We start from the raw sequence: 20,362 nt of genomic DNA on the forward strand, positions 1-20,362 counted from the left end.
ATGGACTACGTAAGCATTATCGCTGCTCCGATCGTCCTCTTCCTCCTTCCACCGTTCCTTGATGGAATAGGGAGAAGGATAAAGGCAAGGATTCAGTACAGGAGAGGACCGCCTATAATGCAGACGTTCTACGACCTCGAAAAGCTTCTCAAGCTGCCGTCAGTGCTTCCAACTGAGAGCATAATTTTCAGACTGGCACCGTACATAGCCCTGGCATCTGCCATTGCCGGCGGCCTAATGCTTCCCTTCGGAAGCGAGTCGGTGTTGGCTTTTGGAAAGAGCCTCATAGTGTTCTTCTACGTCATGGCGATGGTCAGCGTAGTGATGATACTCGCCGCTTTCTCCGTCCAGAACGCGTTCTCTCACATAGGCGGACACAGAGAGGTCATGCTGATACTCTCGATTGAGCCAGTGCTGGCTGTCGTCTTCGGTGTCCTGGCATTCAAGCTTGGAACGCTCAACGTCGCTGAGATGCCCTTCAGCGCTAACCTCTCGCTTTCCGTTGCCCTCGCTTACATCCTGCTGGCTTATGCGGTCTACGTTGAGAGCGGATTCGTTCCATTTGACATAGCTGAGGCGGAAACCGAAGTAATCGGGGGTCCCCTTACAGAGTACAGCGGAAGGCTCCTCGGAATCTTCAAGTACGCCCTGCTGATTAAAAGGATTGTCCTGCTCTGGTTGCTGGCGTCCATGATTGTGATTCCCGCCATGAGGTCTCTCGGTATAACAAGCTCAATGGCACTGCTCGTCGCCCAGCTGGTCGCTACGTTTCTGCTTTATTCGCTTGCCGTGGCCGTTGAGGCTGCAAACGCCCGCCTGAGGATCGACCAGGCGGTTTCCCTTAACAAGAAGGTCTTCCTGATGTCCCTTGCTGTCCTGATAATAGCGCTGGTGGGGTGGTGAGATATGGAGTGCAGCGTGTGTGCGGGTGGATGCAGATCGGCTGAAGTTGAGGACGTCCTTGAGGATGGTCATCTAAAGGAATTCGTGGAGAAGTTTAGGAGATCGATTTTCGAGTGCAAGAAGCTGACGAGGAACCAGTACCTGTTCATCGTTGATAAAGATACACTTCCGGAGATGGTGCTCCACTGGCACAACCATCCCGAGCTGAAAGAAACTCACTATTCAACGAGCATCGGGACGGATGAGAGGAACATCGCCGGAAAGTTCGCCTACGCTCCGGTGATAAACGTCACCGTTGAGCCTGGAAACGGGGAGAGGAACTACTGGGTTATTCTGAAGGCCTACCTCGACGAGGACAACCCAGAGTTTCCATCAATAGCCGCAAAGCTTCCCGCGGCTTTGTGGGCGGAGAGGGAAGTCTACGACCTGCTCGGCTTCAACCCCAAAGGCCATCCGGATTTGAGAAGGCTCATACTCCCGGAGGATTGGCCCGAGGGTGTTTACCCGCTTAGGAAGGACCATGACTACAAGGCCTCGCCGATGGATACGCCAAAGTGTTACTACAAGCCCGGGCCGCCCGACACAATGACGGTTCCAATCGGCCCGTACCACCTGGCGCTCGACGAGCCGGCCCACTTCAGGATATTCGTCAAGGGAGAAACGGTGGTTGACGTTGACTACCGCGGCTTCTACTCCCACAGGGGAATTGAGAAGATAGGTGAGGGAAGACTGACCTACAACCAGGTGCTCTTCATAGCCGAGAGGGTATGTGGAATCTGTGGCTTCCAGCACTCGACGAGCTACGCCCAGGCGGTTGAAAACATAGCCGGCATTGAAATTCCCGAGAGGGCCATGTACATAAGGGCGGTAATGCTTGAGCTTGAGAGGATTCACTCCCACATGCTCTGGGCCGGTGTTGCGGCCCATTTGACGGGCTTTGACACGGGATTCATGCACGCTTGGCGCGTCAGAGAGCCCGTCATGTGGCTCGCTGAGAGGCTCACCGGCAACAGGAAGACCTACGGACTCAACATCGTCGGAGGGGTTAGGAGGGACTTCCTCGACTACCGCAAGGAGATGATAATGGAGAAGATCAAGGAGCTCAGGAGGCAGGTCGAGGAGTTCATCGAAATAGCGACCGGTACGGCAACCTTCGTCAAGAGGGCCGAGGGGGTTGGAATTCTGCCGTACAAAGTGGCCAAGGCTTATTCGGTCCTCGGTCCGAACGGTAGGGCCAGCGGGAGGAACATTGACATTAGAAGGGATCAGCCGTTCGCAGCATACAAGGATTTGGACTTTAAGGTTCCAGTCTACAAGGAGGGCGACGTCTTGGCAAGGTTCCTCATCAGGATGGACGAGGTTCTTGAGAGCATCTGGCTCATCGAGCAGGCCATTGATCAGATGCCAGGAGGAGACGTCTTCATGCCGATAGGGGAGCTCCCGGAGTATGAAGAGGCCCTTGGCTACAGTGAAGCTCCAAGGGGTGAAGTCATCCACTACGTCATGACTGACAAGAAGAACAAGGTCTACCGCTGGAAGATCAGGGCGCCGACTTACAACAACCTTCCAGCTGTTCCGGAGATGCTCAAGGGTTATAGCGTTGCCGATGCCCCGCTCATCATAGCGAGCATAGATCCGTGCTACTCCTGTACGGAGAGGGTCCAGATAGTGGACGTTGAGACCGGAAAGGCCCAGACTCTGAACGAGCAGCAGTTCAACATGCTCTCGATAGAGAAGGGCAAGGGGGTGGCCTGATGGCCCAGGCGATTTCATTCACCGACAGGCTCAAGTTCTGGAAGCGACCAGAGGAGGACGTTAAGAAGGCTCCTGTTACGACATCTTATCCTTTCGTTGACATTGAAAAGCCACCGGAGTACAGGGGTATACCTCACATAGATCCCCATCTCTGCATTGGCTGTGGTGCCTGTGTTAGGGCCTGTCCACCGGATGCCCTAACGATAGAGTGGGACTTTGAGAACGGGAGGAAGAGGATAGTCTTCAACGCCGCGCGCTGTATAAGGTGCCACCGCTGCGTCGAGGTCTGTCCAACCGGTGCGATGCAGGGCACGACGAGGTTTGAAATAGCGACGCCGAACAAGGAGGACCTCATCGAGGTCGTTGACCACAAACTCTACAGGTGCCCGCGCTGCGGAAAATACGAGGAGTTCACGGAAAGACAGGTTCAGAAGATGTTTCAGATTCTGCCGAAGGAAGTCATTGACCAGCACGGCATAGCCGAGAGGGCTTTTCTCTGCAGGGAGTGCAGGATGGAGGAGAGCGCCAAGACCTTGGCGGTTCAAGGGCCCTACGCTGACAGCCTTCTCCTTTCCCTCTATCCGAGAGGCTCAAAGGTGATGGGTGAGAGGAGATGAGCGGGTTGAAGTCTGTTTGGGTATTCCACGTTGACAGCGGAAGCTGCAACGGCTGCGACATAGAGATACTTGACGTGCTCACGCCATACTATGATGTGGAGAGGCTCGGAATAAAGCTCGTGCCGAGTCCAAGACATGCCGATGCCCTCCTCGTTTCAGGCCCACTCACGAGGCAGACTTACTACGCTGTCAAAGCCGCCTACGAGGCGATGCCGCCAAAACCGAGGATAGTTGTGGCCGTAGGTACCTGCGCGTCCAGCGGGGGTATATTCTACAATGGCTATCCAATCTATAACCCGAACCCGGAGAGAGGAAGCGACAGGCTCAGGACGGGCGGAATAGAGGTTCTCCTGGCAGAATACGGGAAAAAGCCAGACATATACATTCCGGGATGCCCGCCGAGCCCGGAGGAGATACTCTATGGTTTAGCCCAGCTCCTCGGCCTGAAGGAGAAGAAGATGAAGGGCGAGTATTACTATGCAGACGAGATTGAGTTCGTCCTGCCCGACAGACCCATCGAGGAAAGGATTTACCTGACGCTCAGAGAATCCCTAAGGCGCGTCGTGGGGTACTTCGATAGGGAGAAGGTTCTCGAGGACTTCATGGCCCTCGTGGAAAAGGCCCAGGAGAGCGAGAACCCGAGGAAGAGGCTCCACGAGCTTGTTACTGGCTACTTCCTGAGGGAGAAGGACTCCCGTGTGAAGTTCGCGATAAGGTTCCTCGAAAACGAGTACTGGAGGTTGAAGGATGCCTATGAAAAGAGGCACCTGGCACTTGTTAAAGCTGGTTTACGTTAATCCACCTTACTTCTCAAAGGCGATGGCGCATTTCGCCGGCGACATGGCCGTGTTAGAGGAAATAGGAACGCTGAATGAGAAAACCGTCGAGATAATCAAGGAGAGCCTCGGGACAAAGGGAAACGAGATAGACCTGTCTATAGGCGACCTTATACTGATACCAGTTGAAAGATTGCCCGAGAACGATAGGAATCTCCTCTTAAAGGTCGCCCAGGAGCTTGAAGCGGACGCCAAGCTCAAGATAGTGAGGAGGTGAGGGTATGAGCCTTGAGTCCCAGTTCTTCCTGCTGATGAAGTTTGTGATACCGGTTTATCTGCTGGCTTTCATTATCTATGCCGTCAGAGCCTTCAAAGGTCCCACAATAGTGGATATTATCCTTGCTGTTGACTGTCTCTCTTTCGATGTGGCAGCGTTCATGGCCATCCTTGCGGTTTACTTTAAGAGCGTTTACTTAGTGAGCGGGGCTATAATACTCGCTCTTTGGGCGTACCTGCTGGATATCTACGTTGCAAAGTACTTGGTGAGCAGGGAGGTGGGAGCATGAGCGTTCTGTTTTACATAGGAGCGCTCCTGATAGTCATTGGTGGCATCTGCGACTTATTTGGTGCCCTTGGACTCTTAAAATTCCCGAACTTTTACGTTAGGTTACATGCTGCTACGGTAGGAACTATTGGAGGAGCAGTAGTGCCGTTATTCGGCGTTGCCCTGCTTGCCCTCGGTGCGGACTTCCTCCCCCACAGGTACGCCATCGCTGGTGCAAGCTTCATCACCGGCATAATAGTCCTCCTCGCAGCACCAGCGGGCGCTCACGCTTTGGCCTACGCTGCTCACAAGGCCAAGCTCGTGGAGTGGAAGCCAAAAGTCGACCACCTCAAGGAGGTGAGAGAGTGATTGAAATCCACCTGCTTATCCTCAGCCTTGCCCTCATCCTGGGATTCATAGCCAGCTATCTGGCGGTGATGGAGAGAGATCTGCTTAAGGCAGTGGGCTTTTCCTCTGTCCAAGCAATAGCCTACGCCATAGCATTCTACATCCTGATGGCGCCGGACATAGTTCTCGCCTACATAGCGATAGCCGTGGGAATATACTCTGCCCTGCTGATATTCGCCATCAGCAAGACCGAGAGGTACGAGGTGGTGTGAATGAGGGGCAAGGGCCTCATCACGGCGGTTATAATCCTGACCTTCGCCGCGCTCATGACTTACGCTGTTGTCTCCCTCCAGGTCTTCAGCGAGGGTACCGGAGTCAGACCTCTCGGCGAATTCTACTTAGAAAACAGTTATTTCGGGGATTATTCTGCTAAGAGTCCTGAGGTTGTTACCTCAATCCTCTGGGACTACCGTGGCATTGACACGCTCTTTGAGACTGCAGTGTTCTTCCTCGCAATAATTGGAAGCTTAACCATCTTCAGACTCACCAAAGAGCAGGAGAAAGAGGTCAAGAAGGTTGAAAGCGCTCCAACCGAGCTGACACCAATAGTGAAGGACGTTACTAAAGTTATCGTTGCGATGATTCTTGCCGTTTCGGCCTCGATTGCTCTACACGGTCACTTAACGCCTGGTGGTGGTTTCCAGGGTGGTTCGGCTTTGGCAGTTGCTCCATTGTTGATAATCGCAGCTTACTCCAAGTACGCCCTCGAAAAGAATGGCCTGGATAAAACGAGAGCATTAATCCTTCGTTCCATTGGTCTCCTGGGAATTGCTCTCGTAGCGTTAGTCCCCTTGCTCAGCGGTGGTTTCGTCATGCAGAACCAGCCGATATTCCCTGCTGAAATTGGAGGCCAACTTATCGGTGGTTCCCTAATCTACTACAACTTCTTCGAGTTCCTGGCCGTTGGCGCTGGATTCACGGCGGTATTCCTCCTCCTAAGCATCCCAGAAGAAAAATTCAAGAAAATCCTGGAGGTGAAGAAATGAGCACTTCAGAGTTCCTGTGGGCTTACCTCTGGGTCGTCTTACTGCTCACGCTGGCGGTATCGCTGTACGGCATAATCGCTAGGCCGAACATGCTGAAGAAAATTATATCCCTCACGATACTCGGCGATGCCGTCAACGTCATGGTCGTTCTCATAGGCTACCGCCTCACCTATCCAATCGCCCCGCCAATACTGCCATCGCTCTCAAAAGAAGCGTTGGAGGGGTTTGTGAGTTCTGCCGTTGACCCGCTTCCGCAGGCGCTCGTTATCACTGCGGTCGTCATAGGAATGGCGGTGAACATACTCCTCGCGGTGCTGGCGATACAGCTCTACCGTCTCTACGGCACGCTCGACGTGAGGGAGATAGCGAAGAGGGGTGGTGAGGAATGAGGGGGGTCATTCCAACGGCCCTGCTCGCGTTCATCACGTACATAATCTTCACTGGTTCAAGCAGTCCCTACGATCTGTTCACTGGAGCGGTTGTGGCAGTAGGAGTAGGATTGCTTATGGGTAAATACGTTGTTCAGAATGATGCCAAGGCCATAAATCCAGTGAGGTGGCTGTGGGGTGTCATTTACTTCCTCTGGTATATGCTCGTGGCAGAGACGAAGTCCCACATAGACGTCATGATTAGGACAACCACCGGCAACTACAACCCCGGAATAGTTAAGGTGCCTATTGGTGTCGAGACAAGCTACGCTAAGACCCTCGTGGCGAACTCGATAACCAACACGCCCGGAACGGTCGTGGTGGACATGGACGAGAAGTACCTCTACGTGAACTGGATTGACGTGACGACTCTGGACCCTGAGAAGGCTAAGGGAGAAATCTCGGCGGACTTTGAGAGGTTCGCGAAGAGAATATTCGAGTGAGGTGAGGGGCATGGATGTGGTTGGACTGACACCAATCATTCCAGTACTGTTTGCCTTTGGCCTTCCTCTTACGTCGATTATTATCAAGGGCAACAGGAAGATAATCCAGGCTTATGCTTTGGTGGGCACGGGATTAACTTTAATCAGTGCCTTTAAGCTCTTCCAGCTGGCCTACTCCTCGGATAAACCGCTGATTTACACCTTTGGTAAGTGGGTCGCTCCGATAGGCATAATCTACGAGGTTGACAGAACTAGCGCTCTCATAGCCCTGGTTACAGCTGCCCTGATGTTCCTGATTGCGATTTACAGTTACCGTTATTTGGAGCACGAGGAGGGCTTAGAGTGGTACTATACCCTCTACCTCGGCCTTGAGGCTGGTTTACTCGGCGTTCTCCTTACGGGTGATGCATTCAACCTCTTCGTCATGATTGAAGTAACAAGCATCGCAGCATACGCCCTCGTGGCGTTCTACAGGGGAAGGAGGGATGCCGTGCACGCTGCTCTTAAGTACGCATTCATAGGCGCCATAGGAACCACCATGTACTTCCTCGCGCTTGGAATACTCTACGGCGCCTTTGGCACGGTTAATCTTGCCGATTTGACGGCAAAGGTTCACGGAATGGACTTCCCTCTAACTGGTGCTCCAGTTGGGGATATCGTAGTTGCCTCGGGTGTTGCTTTGGCCTTGGCCACCTGGGCGTTCTTGATTAAGTCCGCCATAGTCCCGAACCACTTCTGGCTCCCAGAAGCCCACCCAGCAGCGCCGAGTTCAATCTCGGCTGTACTCTCCGGACTGGTCGTCAACGTCGGTGTTTACTCACTCATCAGGTTCCTCTACACCGTCTATGGCGGCGAACTCGCACCGGGCTTGGCGAAAGTAGTTGGTACCCTTGGAACGGTGCTCATTGCCCTTGGTGCAATCTCGGCACTCTTCGGGGCCCTTATGATGAACGCCCAGAGAGACGTGAAGAAGCTCATCGCCTACTCCACGATAATGCACATGGGTTATCTGTTCATGGCCGTTGGCCTGGGCACCCAACTTGGACTCCAAGCGGCACTTTTCCACATCATTAACCATGCCATCGCCAAGGCCCTCCTCTTCCTCGCCGCTGGGATGTTCATCCATGCCGCTGGCTCAAGGGACATCTCGGACCTGGCAGGCCTCGGCAGGCAGATGCCCGTCGCCACCTTCAGCCTGGCCATAGCAACGCTGAGCCTCGTCGGAATCCCGCCATTCAACGTGTTCTTCAGCAAATTGTTGCTCTTCAACGCTTTGATGGAGAAAAGCTTTGCCCTAGCAATGGTCATAGTTGTCAGCTCAGTCACTGCGCTCGTTGCCTACATGCGCGTCCTCTACAGGGTATGGCTCGGCAAGCCGTCCAGAGAAGTGGTAATGGGAGAATCCGGGAGCATGGCATTCGTGGTGCTCCTGCTGGCGGCTGCGGTTGTTGTGATCGGCCTCGCCGCGCCGGTGATACTCCAGCACTACATCGAACCTGCCGCGGCCCAGACGATGGACTACAGGCTTTACATTCAAACCGCCTTGGAGTATGCATCAAGATTAAAAATCCTCTAAATCTTTCAATTTTTGGAGGTGTTGGAATGAGCATTGAGGCAGCAAAGCAAAAGCTTTTTCAGCGGATAATGAAATTCTACAGTGACAATCTGCTCTCCGTGGTCTTCTATGGGGCACACCTGAAGGACGAGCTGGATGAGATTGATGTCCTTGTAATCATTGATAAGCCCTATGACCCGGTCAAGCTCAACCGGGTGGCGGACTTTATAGAAAACATCAAGGAGCCCGTTGAGGAGGAGTATGGCTATTTCATAGCTTTCGAGCTCTACACCAGGGAAGAGGCGGAGAACTTTCACTCGTCCTTCCTCGACGTTGCCAAGGCCCACGAGATTGCCTACGACAGAGACAACTACTTCCAGAACCTGCTCAGAGAGATGCTAAATCCTAAGAAGACTATAGAGTACGTGAAGTACATAAGTACCATCGAGTACATCCCGGTGGAAAATGAGCAAAGGGAGGAGAAATGATAGGAGCCGTTCTGGCGGGGGGACAGGGAAGGCGTTTCGGGGGCGATAAGCTGCTCTTCAGGATAGACGGAAAGCCCCTCATAGCTTACGCCATCGAGAGCCTCGAGGCCGCTAGGGGGATAGACGAGGTCGTGATAGTTGCCTCTCCAAAGAATGCGGGAAACATGGAAAAACTCGGCTACGAGGTCATCGTTGACGGGCTGATGGTCGGTCCCATAGGGGGCATCTACACTGCATTGAGCCTCGGTGATGCCTTCGTGGTAGCTGGGGACATGCCCCTAATAGTCACAGAATTCGTTGATTACATAATCCATGAATTCAGGAAAAGTGGAAAAGCGGTCTGCGTTCCGCGCTGGAGCAACGGCTACCTGGAGCCACTGCACGCGACCTACTCTGCGGGGTTCAGAAAAATCCTCGAGGAGCAGATTACGAGCGGGGACTACATGATAAGGAAAGCCATAGAGAGGATCAACACCTGCTACCTGCCGATAGAGGAGCTCCCGGAGAGGTGGCGCGAGAGCTTTTTCAACGTGAACAGAAAGGAGGATTTGAGAAAGTTTCCTAAGTCCTCTTTCTAATCCGCTATTTCTTGGCCTCTGGCAAATATGCTACGGTCAAGGCCAGAAGGGGGAACGAGCCGAGAAGAATTCTGTCGAGGTAGTAAGTCAGGAACGCCAAAGTCAAGAGACCGTCTTTCAGCTTCTCCCCGTTGCTGGTCTCTTCCATAAAGTCGAGCAGAAAGAAAACGAAGGAAGCAACGGATGAGGGGGATGAAAATAATCCTCAGGTCATTCCTTCATCCCTGTGAGTTGAGAATTTTGGCAATGGTCTCAGCAAGTAGCTCGGCTTTTTCCTTTATCACCTCGGTCGGCTCCTCGAAGAGGCCCATCAAGCGGGGCTGGCAGCCGATAAGGATGAACTCAGCATTTACCATTGTCTTCATGAACCGCGTTATGAACTTGAGGGGAAGCCCGTGGGTAGACACTGCCTCGCCCAAGGTTCCCTCAGGGTCGGCTACGACGAGCTCTCCATGCTTTCCGCCGAAGTCCACGGCATCAATGAAGACCACTAAGTCGGGCTTAAACTCCGCTATCCTGCCCGTGTAGTTCTCTGGCACTTCCCCGCAGTTGAGTACGAGGACGTTTTCTTTCTTGATGAGTTCCTTCAGCCTCTTTGCGACGAGAACGCCAAAGGCGTCGTCTCCGCGAATGTCGTTCCCGATACCGCAGATTACAACCCTCTTAGCGTTCTGGAAGAGTTTTTCAAGTTCCATCGTTTCACCCCAGAAGAAAATAGGAAATTAGAGCTTCTCCACCACTTCCCTTATCTTTTCCGCGAACTCCGTCTTCAGGAGCTCCTCTGGTTTCCCTATCTTCTCCTCCAGGTCAGTGTAGAACGGGATCCCTGCCAAGTACGAGACGTCAAGCTTCTCCGCCAGCTCCTTCACATCCTTCTCATCGTTTAGTTTCATGTTCTCGATAACACCAACGATCTTGTGCTTCTCTGCCTTAAGGAGCTCTATCAGCTTCCTCACTACGTTGAGGGCCAGCTTTGACGGCGTTGCAACGACGATGAATTCTCCACCCTTAAGGAACCTCAGCACGTCGAGGAACTGGTCTCCCAGACCTGGAGGCATGTCAATGATGAGATAGTCCAGCTCATCCCAGCGCGTTATGGTGAGGAGCTCTATTAGAGCGTCGCTCACCTCCATTCCCCTCATAGGGGTTGGCTTATCCTCTGAGTAGTACACAATGCTCATGAACTTTATTCCGTGAACCGTCGGGGGAACAACGCCCTTGTCCTCCTCCGGGAACTCCTTCGGCTCGAAGCCGAGGACTACGTGGTCGCTCGCACCGTGGAAGTCGAGGTCGAGGAGGCCAACTTTATAGCCCTTCTCGGCAAGAACGAGGGCGAGAGTTGTCGCGGTTAGGGACTTTCCAACGCCACCCTTGCCGCTGACAACTGGGATTATGCGCTCTACCCTTTCAAGCCTCGCCTCTATGCCCTTGACGCGGGGATCTATGGCTATCATGCCTCTCCCTCCTTCTCGATTTTTATCCCGCTTATGTAAACTCCTCTGCCCTGGATGACTTCGAAATCGTGGCTACCGCACTTCGGACACGCTAAAAAGGCGTGAACAACCTCTGGAATGAAGTGTATGTCCTCTTTTATGCGTTCGTCAAATCTGTCCCTGACTTCCTTGAGCTTCCACTCGTGGCCGCAGCTCCTGCACCTGAAGACTGCCTCTTCCTCGATGAACTCTATCTCGGCTCCTTCTCCTATGGTGCCCTTGAGGAGTTCCCTCATGGCAAATTCGACTATCTCGGCGTTGACATCCTGGAGCTCTCCGAGGACTACCTGGATTGCCAGAAGCTTTTTTGCGCCCTCCCTCTGGACGTAGTCGAGGGCGGTCCTAACTATTCCATCAGCCAGAGCCCACTCGTGCATGGTATCACCGCTAACTTTCTGGGTAGTTCCCTTAAAAAGTGTTGAGTTTTCCAATGTTATGTTTACGTTATCTTTCACTTGGAACTTCCCAATTTTGGCCTCAAAATGCTTTTAAGCCTCTCCCCCGACTGCTTCTGGGGAGGGGAATGGTACACGGCCACTCCCACGAGGGCATGAAATCTAGGATTGTCTTCTCCATAGTTCTGAACTTCGTAATAACGCTTGCCGAGGTCGTAGGAGGAATCCTCTCCGGGAGTTTAGCTCTCCTGAGCGACTCGCTCCACAACTTCAGCGACGCGATGAGTCTTTTAGCGAGCTATCTAGCGATAAGAATCGGCGAACGCGAGAGAAACGAGAAGTACACCTTTGGCTACAAGAGGGCCGAGATACTCGTCACCTTTGTCAACTCTGCCGTCCTCGTCGGCGTCGCCCTCTTCCTGCTCGTGGAGGCCTACAAGCGCTTCAGGGACCCCAATCCCATAGACACCGACCTCATACTCGTGGTGGCGATTATTGGACTTCTGGCGAACCTTCTCTCTGTTCTCCTCCTCCACGAGCACGCCCACGAGAGCATCAACGTCCGCTCCGCTTACCTTCACCTCGTGAGCGACACGCTGTCTTCGGTGGCTGTGGTGGCCGGCGGTCTGGCCATAAGATACTACGGCCCCCTCTGGATCGATCCCCTCGTTACCATACTCATTTCACTCTACATCCTCCGTGAGGGCTACTTAAAGAAAGCGTTGATGTTCTCATGGAGGCATCGCCCGGGCTTGACTTCGATGCAATAAAGGCAGAACTTGAGTCAATTCCCGGCGTTAAAAATGCTCAGCGTATCATTGACGAGATCAAAAAGATTTAGAAGGGTGAAACAGGAAAAGTGAGAGCACCACTTTGGTTCTCCATATTTCTTAGATGAAACCACTCATACCCTGCCTCATGTTTTGGGGCCGGAAAGTACGTGCACGATAGTTTTAACCCCCGTTACAGTCCACATTGCTAGGAGCAGCCAGTACAGGGCGAAGCCGAAGTTAACGATTGAACTTATTCCGAAAGTCGTCCCAACGTTGTATGTGGCACTTACGTAGGCTCCGAAGGGGAATATAAAGGCCCACCAGGCTAAACTATAGGGCAGGTTGAGCTTTCTGATGTAGTGGATGGTCAGCAGGACTGCCATGACGAACCACCAGACGCCGAAGCCCCAGAAGAACAAGCCAAAAGCTAAGAGCGGTTCCTTGACGGGTATGAAATCGGAAGCTTTAACGAGGGCGTAGAGGGTTGAGGTTCCAGCCCCTATCGGACCGAGGTTTATCCATATCGAAGGCGCTATGCTGCAGGGCATCGGCTCGTGAGTTATGAGTCTATACATCACAATGGCAAAGAGTGCTAAATACAGGAAGAACCCAGCGCCCCAGGCGAAGTAGTTGATAAAGGTCATTAGTTCTCCAGTAGCTCCGCTGGTCAGAGTCATGAGCTTCGCCCCGCTTAGCGGAATGACTATCAGTCCCACCGGCGGAATGAACCAAGCGGGTGTTATAGTCTTGGTATCTACCCCTTCGCTCGTGAAAACGAGGAATGGAATCATTAAGGCGAAGAATATCGTCAGCGGTGTCCCGGCGAGCCAGAAGGCCCACGCCACACTTGTATTCCCGAAGACCATGAGGTAATCGGCCGAGAGGACGAGCATCGCTATGGCTATCGTTCCGTAGAAGTTGCCGAGGACTGGATGGTGTAAATCCGCAAGCGCGTTCTCTCGGTATTTAACCCAGCGGAGAACCCACGGAATCAGCAGAACGAAGAAGAGGGCAGTGTTGAAATAAACGAGGAACTCGGCGAAATTTTCAAGGATTGTGAGCTTTGAGGAGTAAGCTTTGCTCACCAAAGCTAACGCTCCTGTGCCCATGACGCTCGCGAACCAGCTTGGGGCGAAGTCCTTTACGTTCAGCTTCATATCACCACCAAGATGTATGAAAAAAATTTCATATATAAATCTTACGGCAACTGAAAGTTCAGAACTCGTGTCTTCCAAAGTCTCCTTTGCTTCTCCAGTCGGGGTCGGTCTTCAGCGTGCCCTTGGCGAGCCCTTCGAGAACATCTCTAACTTTTCCGCTCACGCCAGTGATTACCTGAACCCCCATGGTGTTGAAGTAGGCGATGGCTCTCCTCCCCATGCCGTAGGCAAGGACGACTTCTCCCCCGTGCTCCTTAATAAAGGCGGGTAGGTCTCCAGATTCATGCTCCTTAAAGGGTACCTCTATAACCTCCGATCCTTTAACTGTCCCATCCTCGACATCGATGAAAACGACGTATCTGGCCCTTCCGAAGTGCTCGCAAACCTCACTCTCAAGGCCGCGATTGTCCTTTATTGGTACGGCTATCCTCATAGCATCACCATCGGCCCATAAAACCTCATTCATTAAAAACCTACCGCAACCATAAGGTTAATAGCACCTATAATAACACTTAGACCAAAAATTATTAAAGGCGTGTTACTGTTACTGTTATTGGTGATACTATGCTCGCGCTCAACCGCCTCGTGGAGGAGCGGAACGCGGAGGAAATCCTCGAAATCGCAAAGGAATTCCACGGTCACGTCTGCCCCTATTTGGCTCTTGGAATAAGGGCCTCGCTGATAGCGATGGAGGAACTAGGTGTTGGAAGGCTCGACCACTCGGGAAGTGTTGATGAGTCCATCCTTGCCATGGTTGAAATTAATAGCTGCTTCACAGATGGCGTTCAAGTAACCACAGGATGCACGCTGGGCAACAACTCCCTCATATACCTCGACCTTGGAAAGACAGCCCTCACACTGGTCAAGCGCTCCGCATGGGAAGGAGTCAGGGTTTACGCAGACGCCGAAAGGCTGAGGAAGTACTACCCTCCTGGAGCAGTTGAGCTCTTCAACAAGGTTGTCAAGGAGCGGAAGGGGACTGAGGAGGAAAGGAAACGCCTCTGGGAGCTATGGGAGGAGATAGCAAAAACCATGCTCTACCTCCCGAGGGAGGAGTTCAAAATCGAGCGCGTCAAGGTTCCGCCAATCGAACAGGCGCCAATAGTTGAGAGCATCCGCTGCTCTCGCTGTGGCGAGCTGGTCATGGGCAATAAAGTGGTTTACATAAACGATGAGCCCTTTTGTTTCCGCTGTGCGGGAGAAACCTACCGCGCGGTGATCGGGGGGGGATAGTTGACGTCTCGGGGGTGATTAGATGAGGAAGGTTCTGGCCCTACTTCTCGTTCTGCTGGTTGTCTCTGTAAGCGGGTGCATAGGCACGACGGAAAATCCAACCAATACTGCAACCACAGAGCCCGGTTCGGCTTACGTAACTGTGACGGATCTGCTTGGAAGAACCGTTGAGGTTCCTGCAAATGTAAGCAGGGTTGTAGCCGCTGGACCTGGAGCTTTGAGGCTGATAGTTTATCTAAACGCGAGCGACATGGTGATTGGAGTCGAGGACTTCGAGAAGCGTTACAACTACGGCAGGCCCTACATACTCGCCCATCCCGAGCTCAAGGAGCTGCCCACCATAGGACCGGGTGGCCCAGGAAAGCTTCCCGATTTGGAAGCACTGGTTAAGCTCAAACCGGACGTGATATTCATTACCTACGTTGACGCCAAGACCGCCGACGACATTCAAGAGAAGACAGGCATCCCAGTTGTAGTCCTCAGCTACGGCCAGCTGGCTACCTTCGACGACGAGGAGCTCTTTAAGTCCCTCGAGCTGGCAGGTAAAATCCTCGGAAAGGAGAAGCGCGCGGAGGAGGTTATAAATTTTATCAAATCCATCCAGGACGACCTCATGAAGCGCACCGAGAACGTTGAAAGCCCGGCTGTTTACGTCGGTGGAATAGGCTACAAGGGAGCTCACGGCATAGAGAGCACTGAGGCTGATTATCCGCCCTTCGTGGTTCTTCACGCCAAGAACGTCGCTGATGAGCTCGGTGAAGGGCACAAGTTCATTGATAAGGAGCAGCTCCTTGAGTGGAACCCGGACTACATCTTCATCGATGAAGGTGGCTTAAAGCTCGTCCTTGATGACTACCAGAAAGACCCGAACTTCTACAACTCCCTCAAGGCCGTTAGAGAGGGCAACGTCTACGGAATCCTCCCGTACAACTTCTACACCACCAACATCGGAACCGCTTTAGCGGACGCCTACTTCATCGGAAAGGTCCTTTATCCCGAGCGCTTTGAAGACGTAAGTCCAACCAAGAAGGCCGACGAGATATACACCTTCCTCCTCGGGAAGCCCGTCTATACGGAGATGGCCGAGCAGTTCGGCGGCTTTGGAAAGATCGACCTCGCCAACGGAACCGTTAAGTACTCACTGCCTACTTCACCGTGATGGCCATGGACTACGAGGGCTACGTTGCCAGGAGGGGGCTTATAGGCTTCTTCCTTCTTTTCCTTCTCCTCCTGGTTAGTCTCTACTCTCTGGCAAATGGAGCCTACAGCCTCTCAGTACGGGAGGTCATCGAGGCCCTTCTCGGTAACGAGAGCGGGAGCTCTAAGCTCGTCGTCTGGAACATCCGCCTGCCGAGAATTGCCGCGGCACTTCTTGTGGGGGCTTCCCTTGCCATAGCTGGAGCGGTCATGCAGGGCTTCCTCAGGAACCCTCTCGCCACTCCGTTCACGATGGGCGTTTCACACGGGGCGATGTTCGGCGCCTCTCTGGCGATACTCCTGGGAGCGGGCTACGCGGAAAGCTCGGGCAGGATTTCGCTCAGCAATCCCTACGCGGTGGTTATTTTCGCCTTTCTCGGGGCGATAAGTGCTACCGCGGTTATCCTTGCCCTCGCCAAACTCAAAGGCCTCAGTCCCGAGGCCATAATTCTTGCTGGAATTGCCATGAGCTCCCTCTTTGTAGCCCTAACGACACTCGTCCAATACTTCGCCGACGAGCTCCAGCTGGCTGCAATGGTCTACTGGAGCTTCGGCGACCTCGGCAGGGCGACGTGGAGGGAAGACGGAATAATGTTTGCCATCTTCCTTCCCGTTTTTGCCTACTTCGTTATCAAGCGCTGGGACCTTAACGCCTCGGCGATGGGAGATGATGTTGCAAAGTCGGTCGGTGTAGAGGTCGAGAGGGTTAGACTTATCTCGACGTTTCTGGCTGCACTGATAACAGCAATCAGCGTGGCCTTCGTTGGGGTAATAGGCTTCGTCGGCTTAATAGCTCCCCACGCAATCCGGCTCATCGTCGGCGGTGACTACCGTTTCCTCATTCCCCTTTCTGCTCTAACCGGGGCTCTGCTCCTCCTCGCGGCGGATACAGTTGCGAGGCTGGCTTTCTCACCGATGATCCTGCCCGTTGGCGTTGTGACCTCCTTCCTCGGTGCGCCGACATTCATATACCTCCTCATAAGGATGGAGGGGCGGCGATGAAGGCAGTAAAAGTCAGAAACCTGCGCTTCACCTACAACGGCTCCGAGGTGCTGAGAGGCATAAACCTGGAAGTCGAGGAGGGTGAGTTCATAGCAATCCTCGGACCGAACGGCGCTGGAAAGAGCACGCTCCTGAGATGCATCGCGGGAATCCTTCACTGTGAGGGTGTTGGGGTTCTGGAGAGACCCATCGAGAGCTATCCCAGAAAAGAGCTCGCGAGGGTTTTAGCATATGTTCCCCAGAGAAGTGAGCCCGGCTTTATGACTGTCTTTGACACGGTTCTCCTCGGCAGGAGGCCTTACATGGGGCTACGGCCCTCGAAGAGAGATATTGAGGTTGTTAAGAAAACCCTCGAAAAGCTCGGTATCTCTCACCTCGCCCTCAAGCCTACCAACAGGCTCAGCGGCGGTGAGCTCCAGAAGGTCAGTATAGCGAGAGCGTTAGCCCAGGAGCCGAGAATCCTCATGATGGACGAGCCCACCAACAACCTCGACCTGAAGAGCCAGCTCGAGGTGATGGAGATAGCCAGGGATTTCGCGCTCTCGGGAGGAACTTCAATAGTGGTCATGCACGACGTCAACTTGGCCCTTCGCTTCGCCGAACGCTTCGTCTTCATGAAGAATGGAGAGATAATAGCCGACGGTGGGAGGAAAGTCCTCAAGCCAGAGCTTTTCGAAGAGGTCTATGGTGTAAAAGTTGAGGTGGGAGAAATAAGGGGAATTCCAGTGATCGTTTCCCTCTCACATCTCGGCCTCTCCGAGGAATTCAAGTAAGTCAAGCAACCTTCTGTCTTTGACTTTCTCGATGAATTTTCTGACCTCTTCCATGTCAGCCCTTCCATCTTTGTAGAGGGCTATAGCCTTAACACCTTCGAAGAACTCCTTGAGCTCTGGCAGAGCGTTGGCGAACATGTCCATGTGGAGATAAACCGTCTCGAAGTCGTCCTCGAGCATCAGCTGCCAGATGACGTCGATGAGCGCGTCGAATGCCACGTCGTAGTACTCCGTACCCTTTGCCCTCGTTAGGGCGTAGAGGCACTCCTGCAGGGCGGCATCGTAGTTCTCGTCGTCCTCGAATATCTCCTCGTAGGAGAGGTGTAGCTCAGCCAGGAGTTTATCGTTGCCCATAGCTTTGGGGATGACTCCAGCGAGCATGGCCTTGGCCTTGTAAGGCTCCCCCATCTCGAAGGTTACGTATGCCTTGTAGACCGCTATGTGCAGCACCTCTTCCTCCTTTCCAAGCTCTCTATAAATCTCCTCTGCCTTCTCCATGAGCTCGAGGGCCTTTTCGTACTCCTGGATCTCCTCGTGGATGAGCGCCATGTTGTAGTAAATCTTCGCTATGTTCTCCTTGTTGCCCTTCTCGGTCTCTTCCTCTAGGAGAGCCCTGTAGAGGTCGAGGCTCTTCTCAAGCTCGCCGAGGAGGTAGTAAAGGTCAGCAAGCTGGAATTTGGCTTCGAAGGTGTCCTCCTCCTTGGCCATCTTCTCGAACTCGCTTATCTTATCCACACCGAGCAGCTCGTGGAAGTAGTAAACGATGAGCTTGTAGAGTTCGGGGTCCTTACACTCAAGGGCGAGCTTTTCAGCTTTTTCGAGGATCTCCGTGAGCTCCTCATCGCTCAGCCCTTCCACCTTGTAGTAGAGGAGGCTCGCCACTTTTTTGCAGTCCTTCTCCTCAACTGCCTTTAGAATTTCCTCCATCTATATACACCTCAAAAATTAGTTCGCCTAGGCATATTTAACGGTTTGGCCACTGCTAACTTTTTAACCTCTCTCACGGAGATGAAACCATGCTTGAAGTGATCTTCCTGGGTACCGGCGGGGTAATGCCCACCCTCGAAAGGAACGTTCCAACCATAGCGCTCCGCTATAAGGGTGAGATAATACTCTTCGATGTTGGAGAAGGTACGATGAGGCAGATGAACACTGCAAAGCTCAGCCCGATGAAGGTTGAAAAGATATTCATCACCCACTTCCACGGTGACCACTACCTCGGCCTGGCCGCACTGATACAGACCATGAATCTTTGGGGCAGGGAAAAGCCCCTCCACATCTACGGGCCAAAGTACACCTTCCAGTTCGTCCAGAACTTCCTGAACAGTGGCTTCTTCAGGCCCGGCTTTGATATACACGTCCATGAGCTCGGCGAGACCAGACTGGAGTTCGGGGACTATGAAATCTGGAGCTTTAAGGTTGAGCATGGCGTTCCTGCCCTCGGCTACGTTTTCAAGGAGAAAGACAGAAGGGGCAAATTTCTGCCGGAGAAACTCTCAGAATACGGCCTGAGCGGGGGGCCGATTCTGGGAAAGCTTGAGAAGCAGGGTCAAATCGAGTGGAACGGTCGAATAATCCGCCTGGAGGACGTGATCGGACCGAGGAGGAAGGGTGTTACGGTGGTTTACACCGGCGATACCGAGCCGTGCGAGAGGGTACGGCTCTTCTCTGAAAACGCCGACCTGCTCATCCATGAGGCGACTTACCTAACTTCGGACGACAGGGGCGAGAGCTACCACTCGACCGTCGAAGAAGCCTGTCAGACGGCCAAGAAGGCCAAGGTTAAGCTTTTGGCGTTGTTCCACAGGGCCTTCCGCTATACTTACGACGAATACGCGGCAAAGGCGAGGGAATTGTGCGATGTCCCATTTGTGGTCCCTAGGGACTTTGACGTTCTGACCTTCAAATCTGGGCGCTGGGAAATGAGAAACCTTCGGGAGGATTGACAATGAGCTACCTGCGCTACGTCAAGCTTATCGGAACCATGCACGTCTCCCCAAAGAGTAGAGAGGAGGTAATAATGACCATCCTCTCTGAGAAACCTCATGCAGTTGCGATAGAACTCGACAGGACGCGCTTTTTAGCCATGAGCCAGAACCGTAACGTTAGCCTCGAGGATGCCCTCCGCTACGGAAAGAGGGGGCTTATAAACTACGTTCTGGCTAAGGTCGAGGAGAAACTCGGAGAAGAGTTCGGGATGAAGCCCGGAGAGGAAATGAAGGCTGCGATAAGCGCCGCCCAAACCTTCGGCGTCCCGTTATACCTCATCGATGAGGACATCAACGTCACACTCGCCAAGATCGCCGCCGCACCATCGCGCGAGAAGCTCCTGATGGCACTGGAGAGCCTCAGCATATTTCTGCCCTTAAATCTCGGAGAAATCTCTGATCCAATGGCAGACTACAGGGTGATGATGCTCCAATTCAAGCGTCGCTACCCCTACCTCTATCGCGTCCTCGTGGAGGAGCGCAACGAGATAATGGCTCGCAATTTAATCTCGATCGTGGATTCTCTGAGAATCCAGGGTGTTAAAAAGCCGAAGGTTATCGCGGTTGTGGGCCTTGGCCATAAACCGGGCATCGAGCACATACTAGACAGGGAGAGGGTGGAAAGTTTTTACCTACAATAGGTAATTGGTGATCCACATGGAACACAGGCAGCTTAAGTGCCCCTCTGTGGGGGGACCGCCTTCCGGGTTGAAGAGGGAAAGCTCGACAGCAAGTGGGGTTTAACTGCCCACAAGGTTAAGATAGTAATCTGCAGGAACTGTGGCTACGTGATGATGTTCTACAAGGGCAAGACCATTTGGGACTTTGACTGATTTCGTTACTTTTATATTGGGAAGTGGGGAGGATTTC

The 20,362-nt window shown here is 53.1% G+C and carries 27 protein-coding genes and 2 pseudogenes; 22 read left to right on the forward strand and 7 right to left on the reverse strand.

Annotated features, from left to right (window positions below; genetic code table 11):
* The 14 genes from A7C91_RS06965 to mobA are packed head-to-tail and all read left to right on the forward strand — an operon-like array spanning window position 1 to window position 9,481.
* The gene (locus A7C91_RS06965; RefSeq protein WP_068666114.1) at window positions 1–903 is read left to right on the forward strand and encodes a respiratory chain complex I subunit 1 family protein; all 903 of its coding nucleotides are present in this window, start codon (window positions 1–3) and stop codon (window positions 901–903) included.
* 3 nt (window positions 904–906) lie between these two features.
* Window positions 907–2,658, forward strand: a complete 1,752-nt coding sequence (locus A7C91_RS06970) for an NADH-quinone oxidoreductase subunit D-related protein (RefSeq protein ID WP_068666116.1) — start codon at window positions 907–909, stop codon at window positions 2,656–2,658.
* Window positions 2,658–3,275 (forward strand): NADH-quinone oxidoreductase subunit I, encoded by a 618-nt coding sequence (locus A7C91_RS06975; protein ID WP_068666118.1) that lies wholly within the window; start codon window positions 2,658–2,660, stop codon window positions 3,273–3,275. The genes A7C91_RS06970 and A7C91_RS06975 overlap by 1 nt, the downstream gene beginning before the upstream one ends.
* Complete coding sequence (locus A7C91_RS06980) at window positions 3,272–4,072, forward strand: NADH-quinone oxidoreductase subunit B family protein (RefSeq protein WP_068666120.1); 801 nt, start codon at window positions 3,272–3,274, stop codon at window positions 4,070–4,072. Before A7C91_RS06975 ends, A7C91_RS06980 begins: the two co-directional genes overlap by 4 nt.
* Window positions 4,023–4,328 (forward strand): hypothetical protein, encoded by a 306-nt coding sequence (locus A7C91_RS06985; protein ID WP_199919999.1) that lies wholly within the window; start codon window positions 4,023–4,025, stop codon window positions 4,326–4,328. The genes A7C91_RS06980 and A7C91_RS06985 overlap by 50 nt, the downstream gene beginning before the upstream one ends.
* 4 nt (window positions 4,329–4,332) lie before the next feature.
* Window positions 4,333–4,617, forward strand: a complete 285-nt coding sequence (locus tag A7C91_RS06990) for an MrpF/PhaF family protein (RefSeq protein ID WP_068666124.1) — start codon at window positions 4,333–4,335, stop codon at window positions 4,615–4,617.
* On the forward strand, window positions 4,614–4,964 hold the full coding sequence (gene mnhG / locus A7C91_RS06995; protein WP_068665212.1) for a monovalent cation/H(+) antiporter subunit G: 351 nt from the start codon (window positions 4,614–4,616) through the stop codon (window positions 4,962–4,964). The genes A7C91_RS06990 and mnhG overlap by 4 nt, the downstream gene beginning before the upstream one ends.
* Window positions 4,961–5,215 carry a hydrogenase subunit MbhD domain-containing protein gene (locus A7C91_RS07000; protein WP_068666126.1) on the forward strand — a complete coding sequence of 85 codons (255 nt, stop codon included), beginning with the start codon at window positions 4,961–4,963 and terminating at the stop codon, window positions 5,213–5,215. Before mnhG ends, A7C91_RS07000 begins: the two co-directional genes overlap by 4 nt.
* Window positions 5,216–5,989, forward strand: coding sequence for an MnhB domain-containing protein (locus A7C91_RS07005; protein WP_068666128.1), 774 nt, complete (start codon window positions 5,216–5,218; stop codon window positions 5,987–5,989).
* The gene (locus tag A7C91_RS07010; protein WP_068666130.1) at window positions 5,986–6,378 is read left to right on the forward strand and encodes a sodium:proton antiporter; all 393 of its coding nucleotides are present in this window, start codon (window positions 5,986–5,988) and stop codon (window positions 6,376–6,378) included. The genes A7C91_RS07005 and A7C91_RS07010 overlap by 4 nt, the downstream gene beginning before the upstream one ends.
* A complete protein-coding gene (locus A7C91_RS07015; RefSeq protein WP_068666132.1) occupies window positions 6,375–6,860 on the forward strand; it encodes a Na+/H+ antiporter subunit E in 486 nt (161 codons plus the stop codon). The genes A7C91_RS07010 and A7C91_RS07015 overlap by 4 nt, the downstream gene beginning before the upstream one ends.
* Before the next feature lie 10 nt (window positions 6,861–6,870).
* Window positions 6,871–8,436 carry a proton-conducting transporter transmembrane domain-containing protein gene (locus A7C91_RS07020; RefSeq protein ID WP_068666134.1) on the forward strand — a complete coding sequence of 522 codons (1,566 nt, stop codon included), beginning with the start codon at window positions 6,871–6,873 and terminating at the stop codon, window positions 8,434–8,436.
* 26 nt (window positions 8,437–8,462) lie between these two features.
* Window positions 8,463–8,903: a nucleotidyltransferase gene (locus A7C91_RS07025; protein ID WP_068666136.1), complete on the forward strand. Its 441-nt coding sequence runs from the start codon at window positions 8,463–8,465 to the stop codon at window positions 8,901–8,903.
* Window positions 8,900–9,481, forward strand: a complete 582-nt coding sequence (gene mobA, locus A7C91_RS07030) for a molybdenum cofactor guanylyltransferase MobA (protein WP_068666138.1) — start codon at window positions 8,900–8,902, stop codon at window positions 9,479–9,481. Before A7C91_RS07025 ends, mobA begins: the two co-directional genes overlap by 4 nt.
* A gap of 4 nt (window positions 9,482–9,485) precedes the next feature.
* Here mobA and A7C91_RS11210 read toward each other — a convergent pair whose 3' ends face one another.
* The 4 genes from A7C91_RS11210 to hypA form a co-directional block, all read right to left on the reverse strand.
* Window positions 9,486–9,629 carry a hypothetical protein gene (locus tag A7C91_RS11210; RefSeq protein WP_199920000.1) on the reverse strand — a complete coding sequence of 48 codons (144 nt, stop codon included), beginning with the start codon at window positions 9,627–9,629 and terminating at the stop codon, window positions 9,486–9,488.
* A 70-nt stretch (window positions 9,630–9,699) separates the two neighbouring features.
* The gene (locus A7C91_RS07035; protein WP_068666140.1) at window positions 9,700–10,176 is read right to left on the reverse strand and encodes a hydrogenase 3 maturation endopeptidase HyCI; all 477 of its coding nucleotides are present in this window, start codon (window positions 10,174–10,176) and stop codon (window positions 9,700–9,702) included.
* A 27-nt stretch (window positions 10,177–10,203) separates the two neighbouring features.
* The gene (locus tag A7C91_RS07040; RefSeq protein WP_068666142.1) at window positions 10,204–10,935 is read right to left on the reverse strand and encodes an Mrp/NBP35 family ATP-binding protein; all 732 of its coding nucleotides are present in this window, start codon (window positions 10,933–10,935) and stop codon (window positions 10,204–10,206) included.
* Window positions 10,932–11,351 carry a hydrogenase nickel incorporation protein HypA gene (hypA, locus tag A7C91_RS07045; RefSeq protein ID WP_068666144.1) on the reverse strand — a complete coding sequence of 140 codons (420 nt, stop codon included), beginning with the start codon at window positions 11,349–11,351 and terminating at the stop codon, window positions 10,932–10,934. The genes A7C91_RS07040 and hypA overlap by 4 nt, the downstream gene beginning before the upstream one ends.
* A 146-nt stretch (window positions 11,352–11,497) precedes the next feature.
* Here hypA and A7C91_RS07050 point away from each other — a divergent pair.
* Window positions 11,498–12,177 (forward strand): annotated as a pseudogene (locus A7C91_RS07050) (cation diffusion facilitator family transporter); the annotation flags it as partial.
* 108 nt (window positions 12,178–12,285) lie between these two features.
* Here A7C91_RS07050 and A7C91_RS07055 read toward each other — a convergent pair.
* The gene (locus tag A7C91_RS07055) at window positions 12,286–13,299 is read right to left on the reverse strand and encodes a TDT family transporter (protein WP_068666146.1); all 1,014 of its coding nucleotides are present in this window, start codon (window positions 13,297–13,299) and stop codon (window positions 12,286–12,288) included.
* A gap of 58 nt (window positions 13,300–13,357) precedes the next feature.
* On the reverse strand, window positions 13,358–13,732 hold the full coding sequence (locus A7C91_RS07060; protein ID WP_068666148.1) for a NifB/NifX family molybdenum-iron cluster-binding protein: 375 nt from the start codon (window positions 13,730–13,732) through the stop codon (window positions 13,358–13,360).
* Window positions 13,733–13,863: 131 nt separating this feature from the next.
* On the opposite strand from A7C91_RS07060, the gene A7C91_RS07065 reads away from it, so the two are divergent.
* From A7C91_RS07065 to A7C91_RS07080, 4 genes are read left to right on the forward strand one after another with little or no spacing between them, the layout of a single operon-like run.
* Window positions 13,864–14,532, forward strand: a complete 669-nt coding sequence (locus tag A7C91_RS07065) for an FmdE family protein (protein WP_068666150.1) — start codon at window positions 13,864–13,866, stop codon at window positions 14,530–14,532.
* A 22-nt stretch (window positions 14,533–14,554) separates the two neighbouring features.
* Complete coding sequence (locus tag A7C91_RS07070; protein WP_068666151.1) at window positions 14,555–15,691, forward strand: iron ABC transporter substrate-binding protein; 1,137 nt, start codon at window positions 14,555–14,557, stop codon at window positions 15,689–15,691.
* A 5-nt stretch (window positions 15,692–15,696) separates the two neighbouring features.
* Window positions 15,697–16,731 (forward strand): FecCD family ABC transporter permease, encoded by a 1,035-nt coding sequence (locus tag A7C91_RS07075; RefSeq protein WP_068666153.1) that lies wholly within the window; start codon window positions 15,697–15,699, stop codon window positions 16,729–16,731.
* Window positions 16,728–17,504: an ABC transporter ATP-binding protein gene (locus A7C91_RS07080; protein WP_068666155.1), complete on the forward strand. Its 777-nt coding sequence runs from the start codon at window positions 16,728–16,730 to the stop codon at window positions 17,502–17,504. The genes A7C91_RS07075 and A7C91_RS07080 overlap by 4 nt, the downstream gene beginning before the upstream one ends.
* Here A7C91_RS07080 and A7C91_RS07085 read toward each other — a convergent pair.
* Window positions 17,472–18,431 (reverse strand): tetratricopeptide repeat protein, encoded by a 960-nt coding sequence (locus tag A7C91_RS07085; protein WP_068666157.1) that lies wholly within the window; start codon window positions 18,429–18,431, stop codon window positions 17,472–17,474. The genes A7C91_RS07080 and A7C91_RS07085 overlap by 33 nt on opposite strands.
* A gap of 89 nt (window positions 18,432–18,520) precedes the next feature.
* Between A7C91_RS07085 and A7C91_RS07090 the strand changes: the two genes are divergently transcribed.
* The 3 genes and pseudogenes from A7C91_RS07090 to A7C91_RS11215 all read left to right on the forward strand — a co-directional run bounded on the left by A7C91_RS07090 (window position 18,521) and on the right by A7C91_RS11215 (window position 20,325).
* Window positions 18,521–19,450, forward strand: coding sequence for a ribonuclease Z (locus A7C91_RS07090; RefSeq protein ID WP_068666159.1), 930 nt, complete (start codon window positions 18,521–18,523; stop codon window positions 19,448–19,450).
* A gap of 2 nt (window positions 19,451–19,452) precedes the next feature.
* Complete coding sequence (locus tag A7C91_RS07095; protein ID WP_068666161.1) at window positions 19,453–20,133, forward strand: TraB domain-containing protein; 681 nt, start codon at window positions 19,453–19,455, stop codon at window positions 20,131–20,133.
* A gap of 16 nt (window positions 20,134–20,149) precedes the next feature.
* Window positions 20,150–20,325: pseudogene (locus A7C91_RS11215) on the forward strand (zinc ribbon domain-containing protein).
* Window positions 20,326–20,362 lie beyond the last annotated feature (37 nt).

This window comes from Thermococcus piezophilus (assembly GCF_001647085.1).
Taxonomy (GTDB): Archaea; Methanobacteriota_B; Thermococci; order Thermococcales; family Thermococcaceae; genus Thermococcus; species Thermococcus piezophilus.